Source organism: Novosphingobium sp. MD-1 (assembly GCF_001014975.1).
Lineage (GTDB): Bacteria > Pseudomonadota > Alphaproteobacteria > Sphingomonadales > Sphingomonadaceae > Novosphingobium.
This window is the reverse complement of sequence record NZ_BBXA01000021.1, coordinates 109,685-128,741: the sequence shown is the minus strand read 5'-3', so window position 1 is coordinate 128,741 and position 19,057 is coordinate 109,685. Positions and strand designations below refer to the sequence as shown.

The 19,057-nt window shown below is 65.8% G+C and carries 22 protein-coding genes; 12 read left to right on the top strand and 10 right to left on the bottom strand.

Features of this window, described 5'->3' with window-relative positions:
• Positions 1-53: 53 nt before the first annotated feature.
• Positions 54-1,343: a tRNA uridine-5-carboxymethylaminomethyl(34) synthesis GTPase MnmE gene (mnmE, locus tag NMD1_RS07445; RefSeq protein ID WP_125954256.1), complete on the bottom strand. Its 1,290-nt coding sequence runs from the start codon at positions 1,341-1,343 to the stop codon at positions 54-56.
• A gap of 77 nt (positions 1,344-1,420) precedes the next feature.
• Positions 1,421-1,699 (bottom strand): DUF6489 family protein, encoded by a 279-nt coding sequence (locus NMD1_RS07440; protein ID WP_125954255.1) that lies wholly within the window; start codon positions 1,697-1,699, stop codon positions 1,421-1,423.
• Between the two features lie 128 nt (positions 1,700-1,827).
• On the opposite strand from NMD1_RS07440, the gene NMD1_RS07435 reads away from it, so the two are divergent.
• Complete coding sequence (locus tag NMD1_RS07435) at positions 1,828-2,526, top strand: dienelactone hydrolase family protein (RefSeq protein ID WP_125954254.1); 699 nt, start codon at positions 1,828-1,830, stop codon at positions 2,524-2,526.
• Between the two features lie 88 nt (positions 2,527-2,614).
• Positions 2,615-2,998, top strand: a complete 384-nt coding sequence (locus NMD1_RS07430; protein ID WP_124810374.1) for a nuclear transport factor 2 family protein — start codon at positions 2,615-2,617, stop codon at positions 2,996-2,998.
• Between the two features lie 66 nt (positions 2,999-3,064).
• On the opposite strand, the gene rho is transcribed toward NMD1_RS07430, so the two are convergent.
• The 4 genes from rho to hemE form a co-directional block, all read right to left on the bottom strand.
• Entirely contained in the window at positions 3,065-4,321 is a 1,257-nt protein-coding gene (rho, locus tag NMD1_RS07425) for a transcription termination factor Rho (RefSeq protein ID WP_124810373.1), read from the bottom strand.
• Between the two features lie 163 nt (positions 4,322-4,484).
• Positions 4,485-4,928: a CopD family protein gene (locus NMD1_RS07420; protein ID WP_125954253.1), complete on the bottom strand. Its 444-nt coding sequence runs from the start codon at positions 4,926-4,928 to the stop codon at positions 4,485-4,487.
• 104 nt (positions 4,929-5,032) lie between these two features.
• Positions 5,033-5,359: a YnfA family protein gene (locus NMD1_RS07415; protein ID WP_125954252.1), complete on the bottom strand. Its 327-nt coding sequence runs from the start codon at positions 5,357-5,359 to the stop codon at positions 5,033-5,035.
• Positions 5,360-5,383: 24 nt separating this feature from the next.
• Positions 5,384-6,421 carry a uroporphyrinogen decarboxylase gene (hemE, locus tag NMD1_RS07410; protein ID WP_125954251.1) on the bottom strand — a complete coding sequence of 346 codons (1,038 nt, stop codon included), beginning with the start codon at positions 6,419-6,421 and terminating at the stop codon, positions 5,384-5,386.
• A gap of 341 nt (positions 6,422-6,762) precedes the next feature.
• Between hemE and NMD1_RS07405 the strand changes: the two genes are divergently transcribed.
• The 10 genes from NMD1_RS07405 to NMD1_RS07360 all read left to right on the top strand — a co-directional run bounded on the left by NMD1_RS07405 (position 6,763) and on the right by NMD1_RS07360 (position 13,357).
• A complete protein-coding gene (locus NMD1_RS07405) occupies positions 6,763-7,608 on the top strand; it encodes a pyruvate, water dikinase regulatory protein (protein WP_124810369.1) in 846 nt (281 codons plus the stop codon).
• A 48-nt stretch (positions 7,609-7,656) separates the two neighbouring features.
• Positions 7,657-8,241 carry a nucleoside triphosphate pyrophosphatase gene (locus tag NMD1_RS07400; RefSeq protein ID WP_124810368.1) on the top strand — a complete coding sequence of 195 codons (585 nt, stop codon included), beginning with the start codon at positions 7,657-7,659 and terminating at the stop codon, positions 8,239-8,241.
• 20 nt (positions 8,242-8,261) lie between these two features.
• Positions 8,262-9,116, top strand: a complete 855-nt coding sequence (gene aroE, locus NMD1_RS07395) for a shikimate dehydrogenase (RefSeq protein ID WP_125954296.1) — start codon at positions 8,262-8,264, stop codon at positions 9,114-9,116.
• Positions 9,113-9,727, top strand: a complete 615-nt coding sequence (gene coaE / locus NMD1_RS07390) for a dephospho-CoA kinase (RefSeq protein WP_125954250.1) — start codon at positions 9,113-9,115, stop codon at positions 9,725-9,727. The genes aroE and coaE overlap by 4 nt, the downstream gene beginning before the upstream one ends.
• A 40-nt stretch (positions 9,728-9,767) precedes the next feature.
• Positions 9,768-10,454 (top strand): DNA polymerase III subunit epsilon, encoded by a 687-nt coding sequence (gene dnaQ, locus NMD1_RS07385; RefSeq protein WP_125954249.1) that lies wholly within the window; start codon positions 9,768-9,770, stop codon positions 10,452-10,454.
• 40 nt (positions 10,455-10,494) lie between these two features.
• A complete protein-coding gene (gene hpf / locus NMD1_RS07380) occupies positions 10,495-11,064 on the top strand; it encodes a ribosome hibernation-promoting factor, HPF/YfiA family (protein ID WP_124810365.1) in 570 nt (189 codons plus the stop codon).
• A 132-nt stretch (positions 11,065-11,196) separates the two neighbouring features.
• The gene (locus NMD1_RS07375; protein ID WP_124810364.1) at positions 11,197-11,658 is read left to right on the top strand and encodes a PTS sugar transporter subunit IIA; all 462 of its coding nucleotides are present in this window, start codon (positions 11,197-11,199) and stop codon (positions 11,656-11,658) included.
• The gene (locus tag NMD1_RS07370; protein ID WP_125954248.1) at positions 11,648-12,145 is read left to right on the top strand and encodes a PaaI family thioesterase; all 498 of its coding nucleotides are present in this window, start codon (positions 11,648-11,650) and stop codon (positions 12,143-12,145) included. Before NMD1_RS07375 ends, NMD1_RS07370 begins: the two co-directional genes overlap by 11 nt.
• Before the next feature lie 20 nt (positions 12,146-12,165).
• Positions 12,166-12,492 carry a DUF1491 family protein gene (locus tag NMD1_RS07365; RefSeq protein ID WP_125954247.1) on the top strand — a complete coding sequence of 109 codons (327 nt, stop codon included), beginning with the start codon at positions 12,166-12,168 and terminating at the stop codon, positions 12,490-12,492.
• A 208-nt stretch (positions 12,493-12,700) separates the two neighbouring features.
• Complete coding sequence (locus tag NMD1_RS07360; protein ID WP_124810361.1) at positions 12,701-13,357, top strand: cell wall hydrolase; 657 nt, start codon at positions 12,701-12,703, stop codon at positions 13,355-13,357.
• An 81-nt stretch (positions 13,358-13,438) separates the two neighbouring features.
• Here the strand turns inward: NMD1_RS07360 and NMD1_RS07355 are convergent, their stop codons facing one another.
• From NMD1_RS07355 to rpe, 4 genes are all read right to left on the bottom strand, one after another.
• Positions 13,439-14,284, bottom strand: a complete 846-nt coding sequence (locus NMD1_RS07355; protein ID WP_158453924.1) for an acyl-CoA thioesterase domain-containing protein — start codon at positions 14,282-14,284, stop codon at positions 13,439-13,441.
• Positions 14,285-14,382: 98 nt separating this feature from the next.
• Entirely contained in the window at positions 14,383-15,972 is a 1,590-nt protein-coding gene (gene purH / locus NMD1_RS07350) for a bifunctional phosphoribosylaminoimidazolecarboxamide formyltransferase/IMP cyclohydrolase (RefSeq protein ID WP_125954245.1), read from the bottom strand.
• A 9-nt stretch (positions 15,973-15,981) separates the two neighbouring features.
• Positions 15,982-17,841, bottom strand: a complete 1,860-nt coding sequence (locus NMD1_RS07345; RefSeq protein WP_125954244.1) for a heparinase II/III family protein — start codon at positions 17,839-17,841, stop codon at positions 15,982-15,984.
• A 205-nt stretch (positions 17,842-18,046) separates the two neighbouring features.
• A complete protein-coding gene (gene rpe / locus NMD1_RS07340; RefSeq protein WP_124810358.1) occupies positions 18,047-18,709 on the bottom strand; it encodes a ribulose-phosphate 3-epimerase in 663 nt (220 codons plus the stop codon).
• Positions 18,710-19,057: the final 348 nt, after the last annotated feature.

Genomic DNA, 19,057 nt, shown 5'->3' with positions numbered 1-19,057 from the left:
GAGAGCGGGACTCACGTCAAAGTGCATCGATGTTCCACGTGGAACATTGCGCTTCATTTGCCGATGCAGAACCGGCCAAACAGCGCGTCCAGCATGTCCTCGGTGCCGACACGCCCCACGAGCCGGTCGAGCGCCTGCCGGGCGAGGCGAAGCTCTTCCGCTGCCAGCAAGGGGTCCGGCATGGCCGCCGCCGCACCGAGAGTGGTCATCACCTCCCCCAGCAACCCCGCCTGACGCGCATTCAGCGCCGCTTCGCCCGGAGCCGGCAACGCCGCGCGGGCATGATCCACCAACCCGGCGCGAAACGCCGACAGGCCCTCCCCCGTCCGCGCCGAAAGCGCGAACCGCGCGCCGTGCTTGATCGCCCGGTCCGGACGGTCGATCCGTGTTTCGATTTCCCACAGCGAACGACCGGCAGGCCCGGCGCCCTCCGGGCCCAGCCACAACACCAGATCCGCGCGCTCGGCTTCCGCCAGCGCACGGGCGATGCCGATCCGTTCGATCTCGCCGGCGCCGTCTTCGCGCAGGCCGGCCGTATCGATGAACGTGAAGGGCACGCCATCGATCGCCACCGCGCGGACCAGAACATCGCGCGTGGTCCCCGGCTCCGCCGCGGTGATCGCTGCCTCGTCGTCGACCAATGCATTGAACAGCGTGGATTTTCCCGCGTTTGGCGGGCCGGCGAGGACAACCCGGAAGCCCTCGCGCAACGGCTCCGCGCGCGGCCGGGCGAGCCACGCCGCGAGATCGTCGGCCAGGGCAGCCGCGTCCGCCGCGAAGCCGGCCGGAAGATCGGCTCCGACATCGTCCTCGTCCGAAAAATCGAGCGCGGCTTCCAGACGGGCCGAGAGCGCCAGCACCTTGTCGCGCCATCCAACGACCAGACGCGACAACGCACCGTCCGCCATGGCCAGCGCGGCCCGCCGCTGCAACTCGGTCTCGGCGGTCAACAGATCGGCAAGCCCTTCCGCCTCGGCCAGATCGATACGCCCGTTGGCGAAGGCGCGGCGGGTGAATTCGCCGGGCAACGCCTGGCGTAATCCAGGCAGTGCCGCCAGCGCGGCCAGAACGGCGGCGACCACCGCGCGGCCGCCGTGGAGATGAAGCTCCGCACTGTCCTCGCCCGTCGCCGTGCGGGGACCGGGCAGCCACAGCACCATGGTATGATCGAGTTCGTTACCGTCGCGCGGATCGATCAGCCGCACCAGCGCGGCGCGGCGCGGTGCCGGGAGTTTGCCGGCAAGCGCCCGCAAGCATTCCCCGGCGTGCGGTCCACTGATCCGGACAACCGCGATGCCGGCGGGCGGTTGACCGGAAGACAGGGCGAAGATCGTGTCGGACATGCCGGCGTCTCTAAACACCCACGCGCGCGCTGTCGAACACCGCAATGTTCCACGTGGAACATTCGGCACGCGCAGGATCAGTCGTCCTGCTTCTTACCCCCGGAAACCCCGGCCTTGAACCCGGCCATCGCCGCGCCGGCGCCCTGCTCCACGAACTGCTGGAACAGCTTCAGCCCGATCTCGCCCATCGGCGCGATCTGCTTGGCATAGCCCTGGAGCTGATCGAGATTCGACACGCCCTGCATCGCCTTGGCGATGGCATCGATATAGACGTCGTTCGCCTTGGAGACATCGGGCAACCCCAGAAAGCGGCGCGCTTCTTCCGGCGTGCAGTCGATCTCGACCTGAACTTTCATGGAACTCTCCCGATCAACAAGGCTTCAGAGTGTCACCGGAGCTTGGCAAAGTCCACTCGCGGGGCCAAGCTCGGTATCGACCAACGCATGATATCCGCATGACAAACCAGTGAACAGGACGAACCACCATGGGTGAGATGACGAGAATTCCAGCTTATGACGGACAGGACGCGATCCCCGTCTATGTCGCCACGCCCGCGACCGGGGCGAAGGCCGCCATCGTCGTTATTCCGGAAATCTTCGGTATCAACGCCGGCATCCGCAAGAAGTGCGATGACTGGGCCGCGCTCGGCTATGTCGCACTGGCGCCGGACATCTTCTGGCGTTTCGCGCCCGGCGTCGAACTCGATCCCGATGTTCCGGAACAGCTGCAGGAAGCCTTCGGCTATTTCGGCCAGTACGATGCCGATCTGGGCGTGCAGGACATCGAAGCGGCGATCCGCTGGCTGCGCAAGGAGCGCGGCGTGGCCAAGGTGGGGCTGGTCGGGTTCTGCCTGGGTGGCCGCATGGCTTATATGGCCGCCGCGCGCACCGATATCGACGCTTCGGTCGGCTATTACGGCGTGATGATCGACCAGATGCTTGGCGAAGCCCATGCCATCGTCAATCCGCTGCTGCTGCACATCCCCACGGCGGATCACCTCGTCTCGCCCGAAGTGCAGGCAACGATCCACGCCGGGCTCGATCCACATCCCAAAGTGACGCTCTACGACTACGAGGGGCTCGATCACGGTTTTGCCGCCGAAATGGGCAACCGCCGCGACGAGGAGGGTGCGCAACTGGCCGATGGCCGCACCCGCGCGTTCTTGGCGGAACACCTCGCCTAACCGCACTTCGCACCGGTTGCGCTCCATCAATGCGAGCGCAACCGGAAAGGGCAAAACCGGATCGGCAACCAAAGGGGAGACGACGCCAATGCAACTGGGACTGGCCGCCTGGCACCGCTACATGCTGGACAGCGATCCGGCGCTGCTGGAAGAGCTGATCGCGCCCGACGCGGTATTTCATTCCCCCGTGGTCCACACGCCGCAGGAAGGGCGCGAGAAAGTGCTGATGTACCTGACGGCGGCGGCCGGGGTCTTCGGCAACGGGACGTTCGCCTATGTCCGCGAACTGGTGGACGGGCCGGAAGCCTGCCTTGAATTCACCGCCGAGATCGACGGGATCAAGGTCAACGGCATCGACCTGATCCGCTTCGATCTTGAAGGCCGGATCATCGATTTCAAGGTCATGGTCCGCCCGCTCAAGGCGATCAACGCCGTGTGGCAGAAGATGGCCGAGCAGCTCGAGAACACGTGATACGAAAGAGGGGGCTGCGCCCGATGGCGAAGCCCCCTTCGTTTCCTGTCCGCGTTGCGAACCGTTTTACTGGTTCATCGTCGCGAAGAAGTCCTCGTTGGTCTTGGAATCCTTCATCTTGTCGAGGAGGAATTCCATCGCGTCGACCGTGCCCATCTGCATGAGGATGCGGCGCAGCACCCACATCTTGGTGAGCTGATCCTTCGCCACCAGCAGCTCTTCCTTGCGCGTGCCGGATTTGCCGACATCCAGCGCCGGGAAGATGCGCTTGTCCGCCACCTTGCGGTCGAGCACGATTTCCGAGTTGCCGGTGCCCTTGAATTCCTCGAAGATCACTTCGTCCATGCGGCTGCCGGTATCGATCAGCGCGGTGGCGATGATCGACAGCGAGCCGCCTTCCTCGATGTTGCGCGCGGCACCGAAGAAGCGCTTCGGCCGCTGCAGCGCGTTGGCGTCGACACCGCCGGTCAGCACCTTGCCCGAGCTGGGGACAACGGTGTTGTAGGCGCGGCCAAGGCGCGTGATCGAATCCAGCAGGATCACCACGTCACGCTTGTGTTCGACCAGGCGCTTGGCCTTCTCGATCACCATTTCGGCCACCTGGACGTGGCGGCTGGCGGGTTCGTCGAAGGTCGAGGAAATGACCTCGCCGTTCACCGAACGCTGCATGTCGGTCACTTCCTCGGGCCGTTCGTCGACGAGCAGCACGATCAGGAAGACTTCCGGATGGTTGTCGGTGATGGCCTTGGCCATGTTCTGCAGCAGCACGGTCTTGCCGGTGCGCGGCGGCGCCACGATCAGCGCGCGCTGGCCCTTGCCCTGCGGGCTGACGAGATCGATCACGCGGGCCGACTTGTCCTTGACCGTGGGATCAAGCGTATCGAGCTTCAGGCGCTCGTTGGGATAGAGCGGCGTCAGGTTGTCGAAGTTGACGCGATGGCGGACGGCTTCGGGATCGTCGAAGTTGACCTTGATCAGCCGGGTGATTGCGAAATAGCGCTCGCCGTCCTTGGGCGCGCGGACTTCGCCTTCCACAGTATCGCCCGTGCGCAGGCCCCATTTGCGGACCTGGTTGGGCGAAACATAGATGTCGTCGGGGCCGGCTAGGTAGTTCGCTTCGGGCGAACGGAGAAAGCCGAAGCCATCGGGCAGGACCTCGATCGTGCCGATGCCGAGGATTTCCTCGCCGTCTTCCGCCATCTCCTTGAGGATGGCGAACATCAGGTCCTGGCGGCGCATGGTCGATGCGCCTTCGACGCCAAGCTCTTCGGCCATTTCGACCAGCTCGGCGGGGGTTTTCTTCTTGAGTTCCTTGAGATGCATATTCTTGGGTTCCGGATGGAATGCTGGGAATGGCCGGCGGACCTTGGGGCTTGGAGAAAGCGGGTCCGGTCGCTGCCATGGTGGCGCGACCTCCGATGCCGGACGCTCAGCGCGATATGCCTTGCCTCGCGGCAAGTCAATCAGGACCGCAATGCGCCAAGGCTTAGAACGGCTTGAGAATCACCAGAATCACGATCAGCGCAGCGGTCACGCCCGGCACTTCGTTGATCATTCGCAGGCGCTTGCCCGAAAGCCGCCGTTCGCCCGCCGCCAGCGCGCGGGCATATCCCGCCAACCAGAAATGGTAAGCCGTCAGCGCCAGCACAAGGGCCAGCTTGGCGTGGAACCAGCCCTGCTGGAACGCTCCGGTCGTCATCGCCAGCGCCAGACCAAGCACCCACACGACGACAAGCGACGGCCACAGGATGATTTTCAGCAGCTTGCGCTCGCGATCAATCCACACCGCGTTCTCGGGCGATCCGGGGGCCGCTTCCTGATGATAGACGAAGTAACGCGGCAGCATGAACAGCCCTGCCATCCAGAATATCACGAAGATGATGTGACCGGCCTTGAGCCAGAGATAGATCATCGCAAGCGCCTGTACCATGCGATCAAGGATAGCGCGTCGGCGCGCATCCCGGAACGAGAGAATTGATCGGACTTGTCTTTTGCCGGTGGCCGCCGGCAATGCAAGCCCCCGTATCCACCCTGTCAGGCCCGATGCGGCCCGAACAGAATGACCGCGGCGCCAGCCAGGCACAGCACAGCACCGCCCAGATCCCAGCGATCGGGCCGCACGCCTTCGACGATCCACAGCCACAGCAAGGCGGAGGTGATATAGATCCCGCCATAGGCCGCATAGGCGCGCCCCGCGGCGTCGCTGTCCACCAGCGTCAACAACCACGCGAACAGGACCAGCGACGCGCAGCCGGGCACCAGCCACCACGCCGGCTTGCCCAGCCTGAGCCACGCCCAGAACGCGAAGCATCCCGCGATTTCGGCCAACGCCGCGCCCAGGAAAACAAGCGGTGCCGGCATGACGCGAGCGCCATTACCGCGCCATTACCGTGACTGCCCCCGCCGCCAGCCGCGTACCACGGTCAGCAGATGCTCGACATGCTCGATCGGCGTGAACTGGCCGATGCCGTGGCCCAGGTTGAACACGTGGGGCCGGTCGGCGAATGCCTCGAGAATGCGGAACGTCTGCCGTTCCAGCTCGACACCGCCCGCCAGCAGCAGCAGAGGATCGAGATTGCCCTGCACCGGCAGGTTTGCCGGCAGGTTCTTCGCCGCCCACAGCGGATCGATCGTCTCGTCGATGCCGATAGCGTCGACTTTCGTGCCCTGCGCGTAGGCCACGAGCTTTTCGCCCGCCCCCTTGGGAAAGCCGATCAGCGGCACGTGCCGGTAGCGTTTGCGGATCGCGGCGGCAATGCGGGCATTGGGTTCGATCACCCAGCGTTCGAACTGCGCCGGGGAAAGGCTGCCCGCCCAGCTGTCGAACAGCTGGAGCCCTTCTGCGCCCGCTTCGACCTGTCCGGCGAGATATTCCACGGTCACGTCCACAATCGCGTCTATGATCGCCTGGAAGGCCACAGGATCGCGATAGGCATAGGCGCGGGTGTCGTGCTGGTCGCGGCTGCCCTCGCCCGCCACCATGTACGTGGCGATCGTCCAGGGCGATCCGGCAAAGCCCAGCAAGGTCTTGTCGCCCGAAAGCTGGCTGCGCACCCGGCGCACCGTGTCGTAGATCGGCGTCAGGCGCTCAGGGACGGCCCGCAGCGTGGCAAGCTGGGCATCGAGCAGGCGCGGCGACAGGCGCGGCCCCTCGCCCGCCAGAAACTCCAGGTTCTGCCCCATAGCGTAAGGCACGATCAGGATGTCCGAGAACAGGATCGCGCCATCGAAACCGAAGCGCCGGATCGGCTGGAGCGTGATTTCCGCCGCCGCCTCGGGATCGTACACCAGCTCGAGGAATCCCCCCTTGGCAGCCCGCAAGGCCCGGTATTCGGGCAGGTAGCGGCCGGCCTGGCGCATCAGCCAGACCGGACGGGAATCAAGGTTCTCGCCGGAGAGCGAGCGGAGCAGCGGGCCGGGCATCGGTTCGGTCCAATCCTAAAAAATAGATTCTTTTAAAAAGGATGATGGAATCTGTTGTGCTGTGGATAGCGGGGATGAGCGCGCTCTGCCCGATTTGTGCCGGAGCCTCCACAAAAAAGCGTGGACCGACTCTGCGGGGCCGGCGGTCAAGGCGAAGTTATCCCCGCAGTCCCCAGCCTGTGGGGAAGGCTTTCCACCTGTCGGCAAACCGCTTGTGGATCGGCCGGTTGCGGGGGTGAAATGGCAGGCCGAACTTGTCGTCGCACTCCTCCCGTGGTTTATCCTAGCGCTGTCCACAGCCTCATCCCGGGGCGCTGGAAAAGACGGGGAAACGGGCCACGATGACGCGGCTGCATCTGCACCTCCTGTCGGATTCCACCGGCGAAACGCTCGAGATGATCGCCAAGGCGGCGCTCGCGCAGTTCGACGATGCCGATATCGTCCGCCACTTCTGGCCGATGGTCCGCTCGCAGCAGCATCTCGACCGCATCATGGGGGAAATCGCCGCCAATCCGGGGCTGGTCCTGTTCACGCTGGTCAACGCGGAAACGCGCGAGCGGCTGGAGCAGCGCTGCGCCGCGCTCGGCCTGCCCAGCGTGGCCGCGCTCGATGCGGTGACCGACGCGCTGGAGGAGCAGCTTGGCCAGGAAGCGAAGGCACGGCCGGGCCGTCAGCACATGATGGACGAAGCCTATTTCGCCCGTGTCGATGCCATTCAGTTCACGATCGCGCATGATGACGGGGTGGGCTGGGAAAACTGGGAACAGGCCGACATCCTTCTGGCCGGCGTTTCGCGCTCGTCCAAGACGCCGACGTCAATTTACCTCGCCAACCGGGGATACAAGGTGGCGAACATTCCGATTGTCGTGGAAAGTCCGCCCCCTTCTTCGCTGTTCAATCTGCGCCGGCCGCTGGTGGTGGGGCTGACGACATCGCCCGAACGGCTGATCCAGGTCCGGCGCAACCGGCTCCTGTCGCTCAACCAGTCGCCTGAAACGGCCTATGTGAACAGCGATCAGGTCGCGCGTGAAGTCCAGTACGCCCGGCGGATGTTCGCGGACAACGGCTGGCCGGTGATTGACGTTTCGCGCCGCTCGATCGAGGAGACGGCGGCGGCGGTGATCAACCTCTACAACGAACGCCAGGCCGCCGGCGGTTCGGAAACGCCCGGATCCAAGCCGATCTGACCGGGAATTGCACGCGGATCCCGCCGATCCGCACGGGAGAAGCCTGCCATGATAGTCCTCGCCTCGCAAAGCGCCTCGCGCAAGGCCATGCTCGATGCCGCCGGTATCGCTTACGAGGCGCGATCGTCCGATGTCGACGAAGGCGCGATCAAGCGTGAGTTGATCGGAGTACCGGGCGGCGATGTCGCGACGATCCTGGCCGAAGCCAAGGCCCTGCCCGTTTCCGTCGGCGTACCCGGCAAGCTCGTGCTCGGCGGCGATTCGCTGGTCGAAGTGGGTGGTCGGCAGTTCGACAAGCCGGTGAGCCGCGAGCAGGCGGCCGAACACCTGCGGTTCTTTTCCGGCCAGCGGATGAACCTGCACAGCGCCGCCGTGCTGGTGCGCGACGGGATGACGGTGTGGCGTCACTGCGAGACCGCCCGGCTTGATGTTCGACAGCTTTCGGACAGCTTTATCGACAGCTATCTCAACAGGGAATGGCCCGCCGTTTCGGGCTGTGTCGGCGTGTTCCGGATCGAGGCGCTGGGCGTGCAGCTGTTCGAACGGATCGAAGGAAGCCACTTCACCGTGCTGGGAATGCCGCTATTGGCCGTTCTGGCTGCGTTGCGCGCGCAGGGAGAGCTGGAAGCCTGAGAAAGGGCCGTAACGTGGCGATCAGACCCTATGCAGAGGTAATTGGCGATCCCATAACGCAATCGAAGTCGCCCGTTATTCACAATTTCTGGCTGAAGCAGCTGAAAATCGACGCTGTGTATAACGCCTGTCACGTAACGGAGGGCGATTTGGCGGCCTATTTGGCTGATCGCCGTAACGACGAGGCCTGGCGCGGCTGTAACGTTACGATGCCGCACAAGCAAACGGTGATTCCGTTACTCGATCGGCTCGATTCCGGGGCCAAAAGGATCGGCGCGGTCAACACGATCGTGCGTGAACGTAACGGGATTCTGGTTGGCCGTAACACCGATGCGCCCGGATTCCTCGAACCGTTACGCCCGTTACTGGACAAAACGCACCTTTTCCGGATGGCGCGCGTGCTGGGTACCGGCGGAGCGGCGCGGGCGATCGTTACGGCATTGGCGGACGAACACATGGTAATCGTGCTGGCCGGCAGAAATCCGGCAAAAGCGCGGGCGTTACTCGATGAACTGGACCCCGGCGGCGAACACCACGCGGTCGATATCGCGCACTTCGAATCTGTAACGGATTTTGCCTTCGACGACCGTGCCGGGTGCCTCGATCTGGTGGTCAACGCCTCTTCGCTGGGGATGAGCGGCCAACCACCCCTGCTTTTCGACATGAGCCACGCACCGCCGGGCAGCGTGTTCTACGATATCGTTACGTCACCGCTCGAAACGGACTTTCTCAAGGCGGCAAGCGCCGCCGGCTTTCGCACGGTGGACGGCCTGTCGATGCTGATCGGGCAGGCGGACCATGCCTTCGCCCATTTTTTCGGCACGCGGCCGCCGCGTGATGGCGATGCTCTGTTGCGCCGGGAGATTGCAGGATGAGCCGGCCTTTCATTCTCGGCCTGACCGGCTCGATCGGGATGGGCAAGTCGGCCGTGGCGCTGATGTTGCGCGAACTGGGCGTGCCGGTGTTCGATGCGGACGCGGCGGTTCATGCGCTGCAAGGGCCGGGCGGTGCGCTCGTCCCGGCGATCGAGGCGGCCTTCCCCGGCACCACCGGTCCCGAGGGGGTGTTGCGGCAGGAACTGGGCGCGCGTGTGTTCGGCAATCCCGGGGCGCTCGCCCGGCTGGAAGCGATCGTCCACCCCGCCGTGGGCCGGATGCGCGAAGCGTTCCTGATCGAACATGCCGGGCAGCCGATCGTGGTGTTCGACATTCCGTTGCTGTTCGAAAAGGGGCATGGTGCCGGGCTCGACGCGGTGATGGTCGTGTCGGCTCCCGCCGCGGCGCAACGCGCGCGCGTGCTGGCGCGACCGGGCATGACGCCAGACAAGTTCGCCCATATTCTCGACCTGCAAGTACCGGATGCGGAAAAGCGCGCCCGCGCTGATTTCATCGTCGATACCGGCGTGACGCTGGAGGAAACGCGCGCGCAGGTTGCCGCGCTGATCGAGCGCATCCGCAGCGGCGCGTGGCAAAAAAACCCGCGTTGAAGCCTTGCCAGTGCCCTGCGACGGGTCAATATACCTAGTGATGCGTGAGATCGTCTTCGACACGGAAACGACCGGTCTCGATCCCCGGAGCGGTGATCGGCTGGTGGAGATCGGCTGCATCGAAATGGTCAACCGGGTGCCTACCGGGGCCGTGTTTCATGCCTATTTCAATCCCGAGCGCGGCATGCCGGCCGAGGCGGAAGCCGTCCACGGCCTGTCCGAGGCGTTCCTGTCCGACAAGCCGAAGTTCGCGGAACGGGCGGAGGAACTGATCGCCTTCCTGGGCGACAGTCCTCTGGTGGCGCACAACGCGGGTTTCGATTTCGGCTTCCTCAATCACGAACTGGCGGCCTGCGGGCTGGACGCGGTGGATCGCGATCGCATGGTCGATACGGTCGCCATAGCCCGGCGCAAGCATCCCGGCGCTAAGCTTTCACTGGATGCGCTGTGCACGCGCTATGGCATCGACCGGAGCCATCGCACCAAGCACGGCGCCTTGCTGGACGCGGAACTGCTGGCGCAGCTCTACGTCGAACTCATGGGTGGGCGGCAGATCGGCCTGGAACTGGCCGCAGAGGCGGCCGCTTCCGTGCAGACGGAAGAACTGGCCATCGCCGCTGTCACCCGCGTCTTCCGCACGCCCCGGCCCCATGCCGCGAGCGAGGCGGAACTGGCCCGCCATGCCGAATTCATGGCGGGTTTTAGCGATCCCCTCTGGTCGCGCTAGCGGCCGGCGCGGGATCGCCTCAAGCGAGGAGAAGGTTTTTATGGATATTCGCGTTTCGGGCCATCAGGTCGAGACCGGCGCCGCGCTCCAGGCTCATGCCGAGGAGCGGCTGACGGGCGTCGTCGGCAAGTACTTTTCCCGCGCGCTTTCCTCGCAAGTCACGCTTGGCAAGGGGCCGCACGGTGGTTTCCGCTGCGATATCGTGACGCATGTGACGCAGGGACTGATCCTGAAGGGCAGCGCGATCGCCCAGGATGCCCACGCGGCGGTCGATCAGTCGGCCGAAAAGATCGACAAGCAGCTGCGCCGCTACAAGCGGCGGATCAACGCCCGGCAGGACCAGGCCGACCACGCCCGTCGCGCGGAAGAAGCGGCCTACACCGTGTTCGTGGTCGAAGAGACCGAGGAAGAGCCCGAAGTCGCCGATGCGCCGCTGGTGATCGCCGAAACGCGCGTTGACGTGCCCACCGCAACCGTTTCCGACGCGGTGATGATGCTCGATCTGCGCAATACCAACGCGCTGCTGTTCAAGAACGCGGGCACCGGCGTTCACAACATGGTCTATCGCCGTGGCGATGGGTCGATCGGCTGGGTCGAACCCGCCAAGTAGAGGCTATCGGTCATGGCTTCCCGCCATTTTAGGCGGGAAGCCATGATTCGGCACTTGCATGCCGGGGCTTTCCGGCGCATGGCCCGCCCGATTGATCGTGCCCCTGAGGCATGCTGACGGCATTTCCAGTCCATGACGGCTCTTTTTACCATTGATCCCCTGGCGGTCCGTATTGTCCGCGCCGAAACCAAGCAGCAGATTCTGAGCGAACTCGCCGATTGCTTCGCCACGGTCTATGCGCTGGATCGTGCCTCCGTGCTCGAACGGGTGGAAGAGCGCGAACGGCTGGGCAGCACCGGCTTCGGCCGTGGCGTTGCCATTCCGCATGCTCGGCTGGACAATTTGCCGCGGCCCGTGGCCACGTTCTTCCGCCTGGAAAATCCGGTCGAATTCGAAGCGGCCGACGGCATGCCGGTGGATTGCGTATTCGGCCTGCTTTCGCCCGAACAGGCCGGGGCCACGCATTTGCAGGCGCTGGCGGCGATCTCGAGGCTGATGCGGGACGAGCGGATGCATGAACGCTTGCTCGCCGCGCCCGATGCCGACGCGATCTACGCCCTGCTCGTCAACGTCATCGACCGCGATGCCGCCTGAAGACGGCGCGGCCGGCGCGGCCAGCGAAGGCGCCCGGCTGCACTGGCGCGCGCTGGAAGGTCTCTATACCTCGGCGCCGGTCAACCATCTGTTCTCGTCGCGCCTGGAAATCGTGGGCGAAGGCCGCTCGCGTATCGTTTTCGATGTCGACCCGAGCTGCTTTCACGCAGCGGGCGCGGCGCATGGCACGATCTATTTCAAGATGCTGGATGATGCCGCGTTCTATGCCGCGAATACGCTGGTGACGGATCGCTTTCTGCTGACGACCTCGTTCAACCTGTTCTTCAGCCGGCCCATCCATGGTGGCCGGGTCATCGCCGAAGGGCGCTGGGTTTCCGGCCGGCGCCGCGTGCTGGTGGCGGAATCGCGGCTGGTGGACGAGGAAGGCGAGGAAGTGGGCCGGGGCACCGGCACGTTTCAGCGGTCGCGCATCGCGCTGGGCAGCCTGGAAGGCTATAATGCCGGCTTGCGCGGCACGGCCGCCTGAGCGGATCGGCCGCCGGGCTCATGGCAACGCGCCTTCCCGCCCATCTCGAAGTCAGCGGACTGATCCGCCGCGCGCAGGCGCAGGGCGGCTTCGCGATGGTGCTGCACAAGGGCGAGCCGGACTCCGGCACCATCCTGATTGTTATGGTGGATAATCAGGGACTTGGAACGCTCTATGAGCGGATGCCGCAGCGCGACGGCACGCGGGATTGGGCCAAGTCAAAGGTTCAAGATACTGATAATAAACAGGAATTTGAGGATTACCTGACCCGCCGCCAGCGCCAGGACCCGGACTTGTGGATTATCGAACTGACTGTCGCAGACGGGGAACGCCTGATCCGGGGATGACCTGTGCGGGGTTGACTCTGCCGCTTCGCCAAATAAAGGCACCCTACCGCAATGCGAAGGCGGCGTGGTTCTGCGGGAGGCAGAACGCGCTAGCACGCAGACGGGGGGCAACCGTCATGGCTCTCCGGAGCAGGCCCGCGAGATGAAAGTCTCGGATGGGGCTTGCTTCCGCCATGCCCGGGTGCTCACCGCCGAATGACGATGATGGATGAGTAAGCAGTTAAAGTTTGCCAGCGCGATCAGCATCTGCCTGACACTGGCAACAACGATCTTTACCGCCGCCGGTTCCCGCGCGGCCGTGCAGGACCCGCAGGTTCCTGTGATCGAGGCCCAAGGCGCCTCTCCCGTGATTTTCCCTAGCCGGTCCGCCGCGTCTGTCCAGCAGACTGCTGCGCAACAGGCCGCCGCGCATTCCGCGTCGAGCATCGCTGATGCCCCGGAATCGGACGCCGCGGAATCGCTGGCCGAGCTGGTCGATGAAACCGCCGTCCCCACCGAGCTGTCGAGCGAGTTGAACTGCCTTGCCGGCGCGATCTATTTCGAAGCCAAGAGCGAAACGTTGGACGGCCAGCTTGCCGTGGGCCGTGTGGTGGTTCAGCGTTCGAAGTCGGGCCGGTTCCCGGCGAGCTATTGTGGTGTGGTCTACCAGCCCTCGCAGTTCTCGTTCGTGCGCGGTCATGCCATGCCGCCGATCAACAAGGGCAGCCGCGACTGGGCGGAAGCCGTCAAGATCGCGCAGATCGCCGACAAGGGCGCGTGGAAGAGCCCGGCCGAAGGCGCGATGTATTTCCATGCCGCGCGCGTTTCGCCGCGCTGGGGCAAGGTTCGCCTCGCCCGCGTGGACAATCATATCTTCTACCGCTGACGCGCCAGCGGCTTCCGGGCCGCGCGGAATAGCGAAAGGGCCGCCCGTGGGATGCCACGGGCGGCCCTTTCCGTATCGGGTTCAGCTTTTCCGCGAAAGGCTCATGGCGCTGACGGAAATCGTGCCCAGCGGGCCTGCCGGATCGTGCAGCGCGCACTGGCCGACCGCGATTCCGTGCTGCGAGAGGTGCCCGGTCAGTTCATAGCCCAGCCATTCGCCCACCGGCAGGCGGTGCAGATGCACGGTGAAGTCGGTATTGACGAAATCGATGCCGTGTTCGCTGCTATGCGCCAGCGGGCTGGCGAAGTCCGCCGTCAGCGCGACATGGCCGAACGGTGTGAGCGGATGGCCGGCAACGATCTCGACCCCGGCCCGCAACCACGCCTGGCGTGCCGGCGGCGGCCCCATCGTGCCGAGCACGGTGGGATTGCCCTGCTCCGGGGTACCGCGCTCCTGGTCGATCCCGTTGGTTTCGCGCCGGAAGCGGGGGTGCGTGGCCGCGGGGACGGGGCGCACCTCCCAGTTGCCGAAACGGCGCAGCGGCTCCAACCCTTCCGGCGGTGGCGCGGGCCACGGCGGGCTTTGCCAGACGGGATTGTCCGGCTGCCGCGATTGCCGGGCCAGCTGGCAGGTGGCGCGGGCGCAAAGCTTGCCGTTGGCCGAAAGGCTGGCTTCCACCAGCTTCAGCCGGCCGCCGTCGTGCAGCACGCGCAAGTCCACGCCGAGCGGCTGCGCCGGCGCCATGCGCAGCATGTCGACGCCGAAGCGCACGGGGATTAGCCCCGGCTCCATGACGTCGCGTTCGATGACGAAGCCCAGCAGCGATGCCATTGCGGCGCCGCTCAGCGTGCCCGGCTGCCAGTAGCCCCGGCCGAGCCTGGTCGGCACGAACAGATCGCCATCGGTTTCGAAAACGCTTTCCGGCACGGCTTTCGTGCTCTCCCCCTCCATTGAAGGGGTTTAATTGCACGATTAAATGGCGAAGGGAAGACGCCCCCTCCCTTCGCGCGCCGGGCTGGGAGGGATCAGTGGCGGAAGTGGCGCATTCCGGTGAAGATCATGGCGAGGCCGGCTTCGTCGGCCGCCTTGATCACGTCCTCGTCGCGGATCGATCCGCCCGGCTGGATCACCGCCGTGGCGCCGGCTTCCACCGCCGCCAGCAAGCCGTCGGCAAACGGGAAGAACGCGTCGGACGCGACCGCGGAGCCGACCGTGCGCGGCTCGTCCCAGCCGTGCGTTTCGGCGGCTTCCCTGGCCTTGGCGGCGGCAATGCGCGAGGAATCACGCCGGTTCATCTGGCCCGCGCCGATGCCGGCGGTCACGCCCTTGCTGGCATAGACGATGGCGTTCGACTTGACGTGCTTCGCCACGGTCCACGCGAACAGGCAGTCCTTCAGTTCTTGTTCGGTCGGCTGGCGCTTGGTCACCACCTTCAGCGCGTCGTCGCCCAGCGCGCCGTTGTCGCGATCCTGCACCAGCAGGCCGCCGGCGATCGGCACCAGCGTCAGGCCGGCACGATGCGCGTCGGGAAGGTCGTTCACCAGCAGCAGGCGCAGGTTCTTCTTGCGCGCGAAGGCCTCCTTCGCGGCCTCGTCGGCGCCAGGAGCCACGACCACTTCGGTGAAAATCTCGCAGATCGCGTTGGCGGTGGGGCCATCGAGCGGCTGGTTGACCGCGACGATGCCGCCGAACGCCGATACGGAATCGCAGGCCAGCGCCTGGTGCCAGGCTTCCAGCAGCGTATCGGCGGTGGCGACGCCGCAGGGGTTGGCGTGCTTGACGATCACCACGGTCGGCTTGTCCGCCGCGAATTCGGCCACCAGTTCCAGCGCGGCGTTGGCATCGTTGTAGTTGTTGTAGGACAGTTCCTTGCCCTGCACCTGCTGCGCCTGGGGCAGGCCGGTGGTGGCGGGCCGGTTCGGCACGTAGAGCGCCGCGTTCTGGTGCGGGTTCTCGCCATAGCGCAGCGTCGTGACCAGCTTGCTCGAAAGATTGAGCGTGTCGGGAAAGCGCTGCCCCTGGTCGGCGAAGGCGAACCAGCTCGAGATCGCGGCGTCATAGGCGGCGGTCGCGGCGAAGGCCTTGGCCGCCATCGCCCGGCGGAACGCCAGCGTGGTGGCCCCGCCGGACTGTTCCAGTTCGCCCAGCAGCGTGGCGTAATCGGCCGGGTCGGTCACGATGGTGACGAAAGCGTGGTTCTTCGCCGCCGAACGGACCATCGAAGGGCCGCCGATGTCGATGTTCTCGATCACTTCGTCGCGGTCGGCGCCCTTGGCCACGGTCGCTTCGAACGGATAGAGATTGACCACGACAAGGTCGATCGCGCCGATGGCGTGCGCTTCCATCGCGGCGGCGTGTTCGGGGTTGTCGCGCACCGCCAGCAGGCCGCCGTGGACCATCGGGTGCAGTGTCTTGACGCGGCCGTCCATCATTTCGGGAAAGCCGGTCAGGTCCGACACGTCGCGCACGGTCAGCCCGGCGTCGCGCAGCGCCTTGGCGGTGCCGCCGGTGGAGACCAGTTCCACGCCGCGTGCCGCCAGCGCCTTGCCCAGATCCGCCAAACCGGATTTGTCGGACACCGAAAGCAGCGCCCGCTTGATCGTCACCTCACTCACAGGAATTTCCTATCTCATCTTCTTGAGCAGCCAGGAGAATGTCTCTCCGCTGCGGGGAATCTTGGCCTGGATGACCAGCTGGCGCGTGCCGATGGGGCGCCCCTGCCCGTCTGCCCACAGGCTTTCCTCGACCGACACGGGATCGCGGCCGGAGCGGAATTGCCACAGGCTGCCGTCGGGCAGAGCCAGAGTCACCCCCAGACCGTCCTCGCCGGCGGCCAGCTCGATATTCGGACCGAGATGGAAGCGCAAGGCGACGCCGATGGTGCCGCGCTTGCCCTTGCGGCCCGCCGGCACCAGCAGGTCTTCACCGCGCAGCTCGGTGCCGTCGTCGCGCAGGATCAGGATGCGCTGGTGCGACAGGCCATAGCGCGTGACATAGCCATTGTGGCTCGCCTCGATCCGGGTTGCGCCGCCACCCTTGTCGCCGCGCAAGGTGCGTCGGTCGATCTCGACCTCGGACACGCCCGAGCCGAGCTTGCCGTTGATGAGCACGGCGGTAGAGTTGAAATCGTCGATCGTCAGCGTGGAATGCGCCGCCGTGGCGCGCAGCCCCTGCGCCAGCCGCAGCGGGATGAGGCCGCCGGCAAAGGCTGCGCCGCCGCAGTTGACGATGATCCGTTCCGCGCCATGGCTCAGTTCGAACGCCAGCGTGGAGGCGCAGCCATCGCGGGTGTGGCGGGCCACGGGCGGGGGCGCCGCATCGACCTGAAGCACGGTCTTGCCGGCATTCACCCGCTGATAGCCCCACTGGCGGGCATCGCGCAGCGGCCGGGTACGGACGCCGCTGGCCTTGACCAGCGCCTCGATCCGCGCGGCCGGGACGGCGCCGGCCCCCTGCCAGCTCCCCAACCCGCCATCGCCATGCAGCAGCGACAGCAGCGGCGGAACCAGCAGGTTGAGGATGGTATCGATCTGCGGCGGCGCATCACTGCGGACGGCGGCGTAGCAGGCCTTCAGCCGCACCAGCAGCTCGATCACCTCGATCTGGCCGAGCGGGCTGCGGGAAAGCACGCCGCCATCGTCGCCGATCAGATCGCCCACCGCGCGCATCAGGCCGGCTTCGCCGAACAGCCGGCGGGGATGGCCATCGGCCAGCAGCAGCCCGGCGGCGGTGATCGCGGTCCAGCCGGCGGTTTCGGCCAGCTTGTCGCCCGCCTTGCCGACGTTGCGATCCAGCCAGCGCGCGGTTTCCTCGATCACCAGCAACATGCGCCCACGCGCCTTCTTGTCCGGGCCGGACAGCAGCAGCGGCGCGTGGATCAGCCAGGACAGCAGGCGGTGGCCGACGTTGCCCACGTCCCACGCCGGGGTGGCGTTGGGCTTGGGGTTGGCCGCCATCCAGATCTGCAGCACCCGTTCGGCAACCTGGGTGCATTGCTGGCGCGGCGCGCAGGCTTCGAGGTCAGCCAGCCAGCCAAAGCCATGGATCAGCCGCTCGAACGGGGGCGACAGGCGCGGGCCGCTGAACTCGACATCCGCGATCGGCGCCTTCATCCCGTGGAGCAGGAAATGGCCGGCGCGCAACGCGGTGCCGGCGGCCGTGTCACCGGGCAGTGGATTGGCCACTGTTGCCGTCAGGCGCGGCCGCGCCCGCTTGCGGAACGGGTTGAGCGCGCCTGCCGGCAGCCCCATGCGATAGGCGAAGCGCACGAAGCGATCGCCCGCGCCCACTGCGGGAGGGGAGAAATCGGCGAGCGCCAGCGCGCGGCCGGGCTCGATCGTTTCGGGCGTGGGCGTCAGTTCGAGCTCGGCTTCGGCCAATGTCGCGCGCTCCGGCCCTGGCGCTTCCGTCAAAGGCGTTCCGATGGATGGCCCCGGAGAGGGGGTAGCGGCTGGCGTGGGTTCGGCCGGTGTTGTTCCGGGCATGGACAGCAGCGGTTCCTCTCCCGGACCCAGCGGAATGGCCGGGCCTTCGCCGTGGCGAGCACCGGGATGGAAGGAACCACGCTTGATCCGTCCGTTGCCTTCCGTTGCCGGCACAGCCTCACCCCGTCCAACGCGCGAACCGGCCTCATTGTTTCCGGCGGCGCCAAAGGCGCGGGCGAAGGAAAGGCCGTTTTCGTTCACGGCGTCAGCCCGCCCCCTTCAGCGCGGCGATATTGGCCGCATAATGGCTTGGCCCGCCCCGGAAGCTGGCGGTTCCGGCCACCAGCACGTCCGCGCCGGCACCGGTGCACAGCCTGGCGGTTTCGAGATCGACCCCGCCATCCACTTCGAGGTGAATCGGCCGGCCTGTCTTATCGATCATCTTGCGGACCGCCTCGATCTTGCGAAGCTGGCTGGAAATGAAACTTTGCCCGCCAAACCCGGGATTGACGCTCATGATCAGCACCAGATCGATCTCGTCGATCAGGTAATCGAGCATCTTGGCCGGCGTGGCGGGGTTCAGCGAGATGCCGGCCTTCTTGCCCAGCGCCCGGATCGCCTGCACCGTGCGGTGGACGTGCGGGCCGGCTTCGGGATGGACGGTGATGATGTCGGCGCCGGCGTCGGCAAAGGCCTGCAGGTAGCCATCGACGGGCGAGATCATCAGGTGAACGTCGAACGGTTTCGCCGTGTGCGGGCGCAGCGCCTTCACCACGCCGGGGCCGATGGTGATATTGGGCACGAAATGGCCGTCCATCACATCGACATGAATCCAGTCCGCGCCGGCGGCATCGATAGCGCGAACTTCCTCGCCCAGACGGGCGAAGTCCGCGGAAAGGATCGAGGGCGAAATCAGCGGAACAGCCATGGACGGGAACGATCTTCGCTGCCTGCGGTCTTGCGAACCTGTTTCGGGATACCGTGAACTGTGGATGGCGGGTCGGAAAAGCCTGGTCCGGCGGGACCGGGCGATTTCCTCGCGCCGCATTCGGGCTTACCGGTGGCGAATCGCCCGAACAAGCGTGAATCCGCCGTTTTCCACACGGATTAGGCATGGTTGCACACTTTGCCGGCTCCCGCCCGGATTAAGCGCGCGTTCACGGCCCGAATTGGATATGGCGGGGGCGCGAAACCCGCATTACAGGGACATCGCGATAAAGGTCAGGTGGTTTCGGTGGTCGGCCGGCAAGGGCGGGCACGGGAAGCGATGCTGACG

Excerpts from the sequence above, each read along its gene's own strand:
- mnmE (WP_125954256.1), bottom strand. The coding sequence starts at position 1,343 with ATGTCCGACACGATCTTCGCCCTGTCTTCCGGTCAACCGCCCGCCGGC.
- NMD1_RS07440 (WP_125954255.1), bottom strand. The coding sequence starts at position 1,699 with ATGAAAGTTCAGGTCGAGATCGACTGCACGCCGGAAGAAGCGCGCCGC.
- NMD1_RS07435 (WP_125954254.1), top strand. The coding sequence starts at position 1,828 with ATGGGTGAGATGACGAGAATTCCAGCTTATGACGGACAGGACGCGATC.
- NMD1_RS07430 (WP_124810374.1), top strand. The coding sequence starts at position 2,615 with ATGCAACTGGGACTGGCCGCCTGGCACCGCTACATGCTGGACAGCGAT.
- rho (WP_124810373.1), bottom strand. The coding sequence starts at position 4,321 with ATGCATCTCAAGGAACTCAAGAAGAAAACCCCCGCCGAGCTGGTCGAA.
- NMD1_RS07420 (WP_125954253.1), bottom strand. The coding sequence starts at position 4,928 with ATGGTACAGGCGCTTGCGATGATCTATCTCTGGCTCAAGGCCGGTCAC.
- NMD1_RS07415 (WP_125954252.1), bottom strand. The coding sequence starts at position 5,359 with ATGCCGGCACCGCTTGTTTTCCTGGGCGCGGCGTTGGCCGAAATCGCG.
- hemE (WP_125954251.1), bottom strand. The coding sequence starts at position 6,421 with ATGCCCGGCCCGCTGCTCCGCTCGCTCTCCGGCGAGAACCTTGATTCC.
- NMD1_RS07405 (WP_124810369.1), top strand. The coding sequence starts at position 6,763 with ATGACGCGGCTGCATCTGCACCTCCTGTCGGATTCCACCGGCGAAACG.
- NMD1_RS07400 (WP_124810368.1), top strand. The coding sequence starts at position 7,657 with ATGATAGTCCTCGCCTCGCAAAGCGCCTCGCGCAAGGCCATGCTCGAT.
- coaE (WP_125954250.1), top strand. The coding sequence starts at position 9,113 with ATGAGCCGGCCTTTCATTCTCGGCCTGACCGGCTCGATCGGGATGGGC.
- dnaQ (WP_125954249.1), top strand. The coding sequence starts at position 9,768 with ATGCGTGAGATCGTCTTCGACACGGAAACGACCGGTCTCGATCCCCGG.
- hpf (WP_124810365.1), top strand. The coding sequence starts at position 10,495 with ATGGATATTCGCGTTTCGGGCCATCAGGTCGAGACCGGCGCCGCGCTC.
- NMD1_RS07375 (WP_124810364.1), top strand. The coding sequence starts at position 11,197 with ATGACGGCTCTTTTTACCATTGATCCCCTGGCGGTCCGTATTGTCCGC.
- NMD1_RS07370 (WP_125954248.1), top strand. The coding sequence starts at position 11,648 with ATGCCGCCTGAAGACGGCGCGGCCGGCGCGGCCAGCGAAGGCGCCCGG.
- NMD1_RS07365 (WP_125954247.1), top strand. The coding sequence starts at position 12,166 with ATGGCAACGCGCCTTCCCGCCCATCTCGAAGTCAGCGGACTGATCCGC.
- NMD1_RS07360 (WP_124810361.1), top strand. The coding sequence starts at position 12,701 with ATGAGTAAGCAGTTAAAGTTTGCCAGCGCGATCAGCATCTGCCTGACA.
- NMD1_RS07345 (WP_125954244.1), bottom strand. The coding sequence starts at position 17,841 with ATGCCCGGAACAACACCGGCCGAACCCACGCCAGCCGCTACCCCCTCT.
- rpe (WP_124810358.1), bottom strand. The coding sequence starts at position 18,709 with ATGGCTGTTCCGCTGATTTCGCCCTCGATCCTTTCCGCGGACTTCGCC.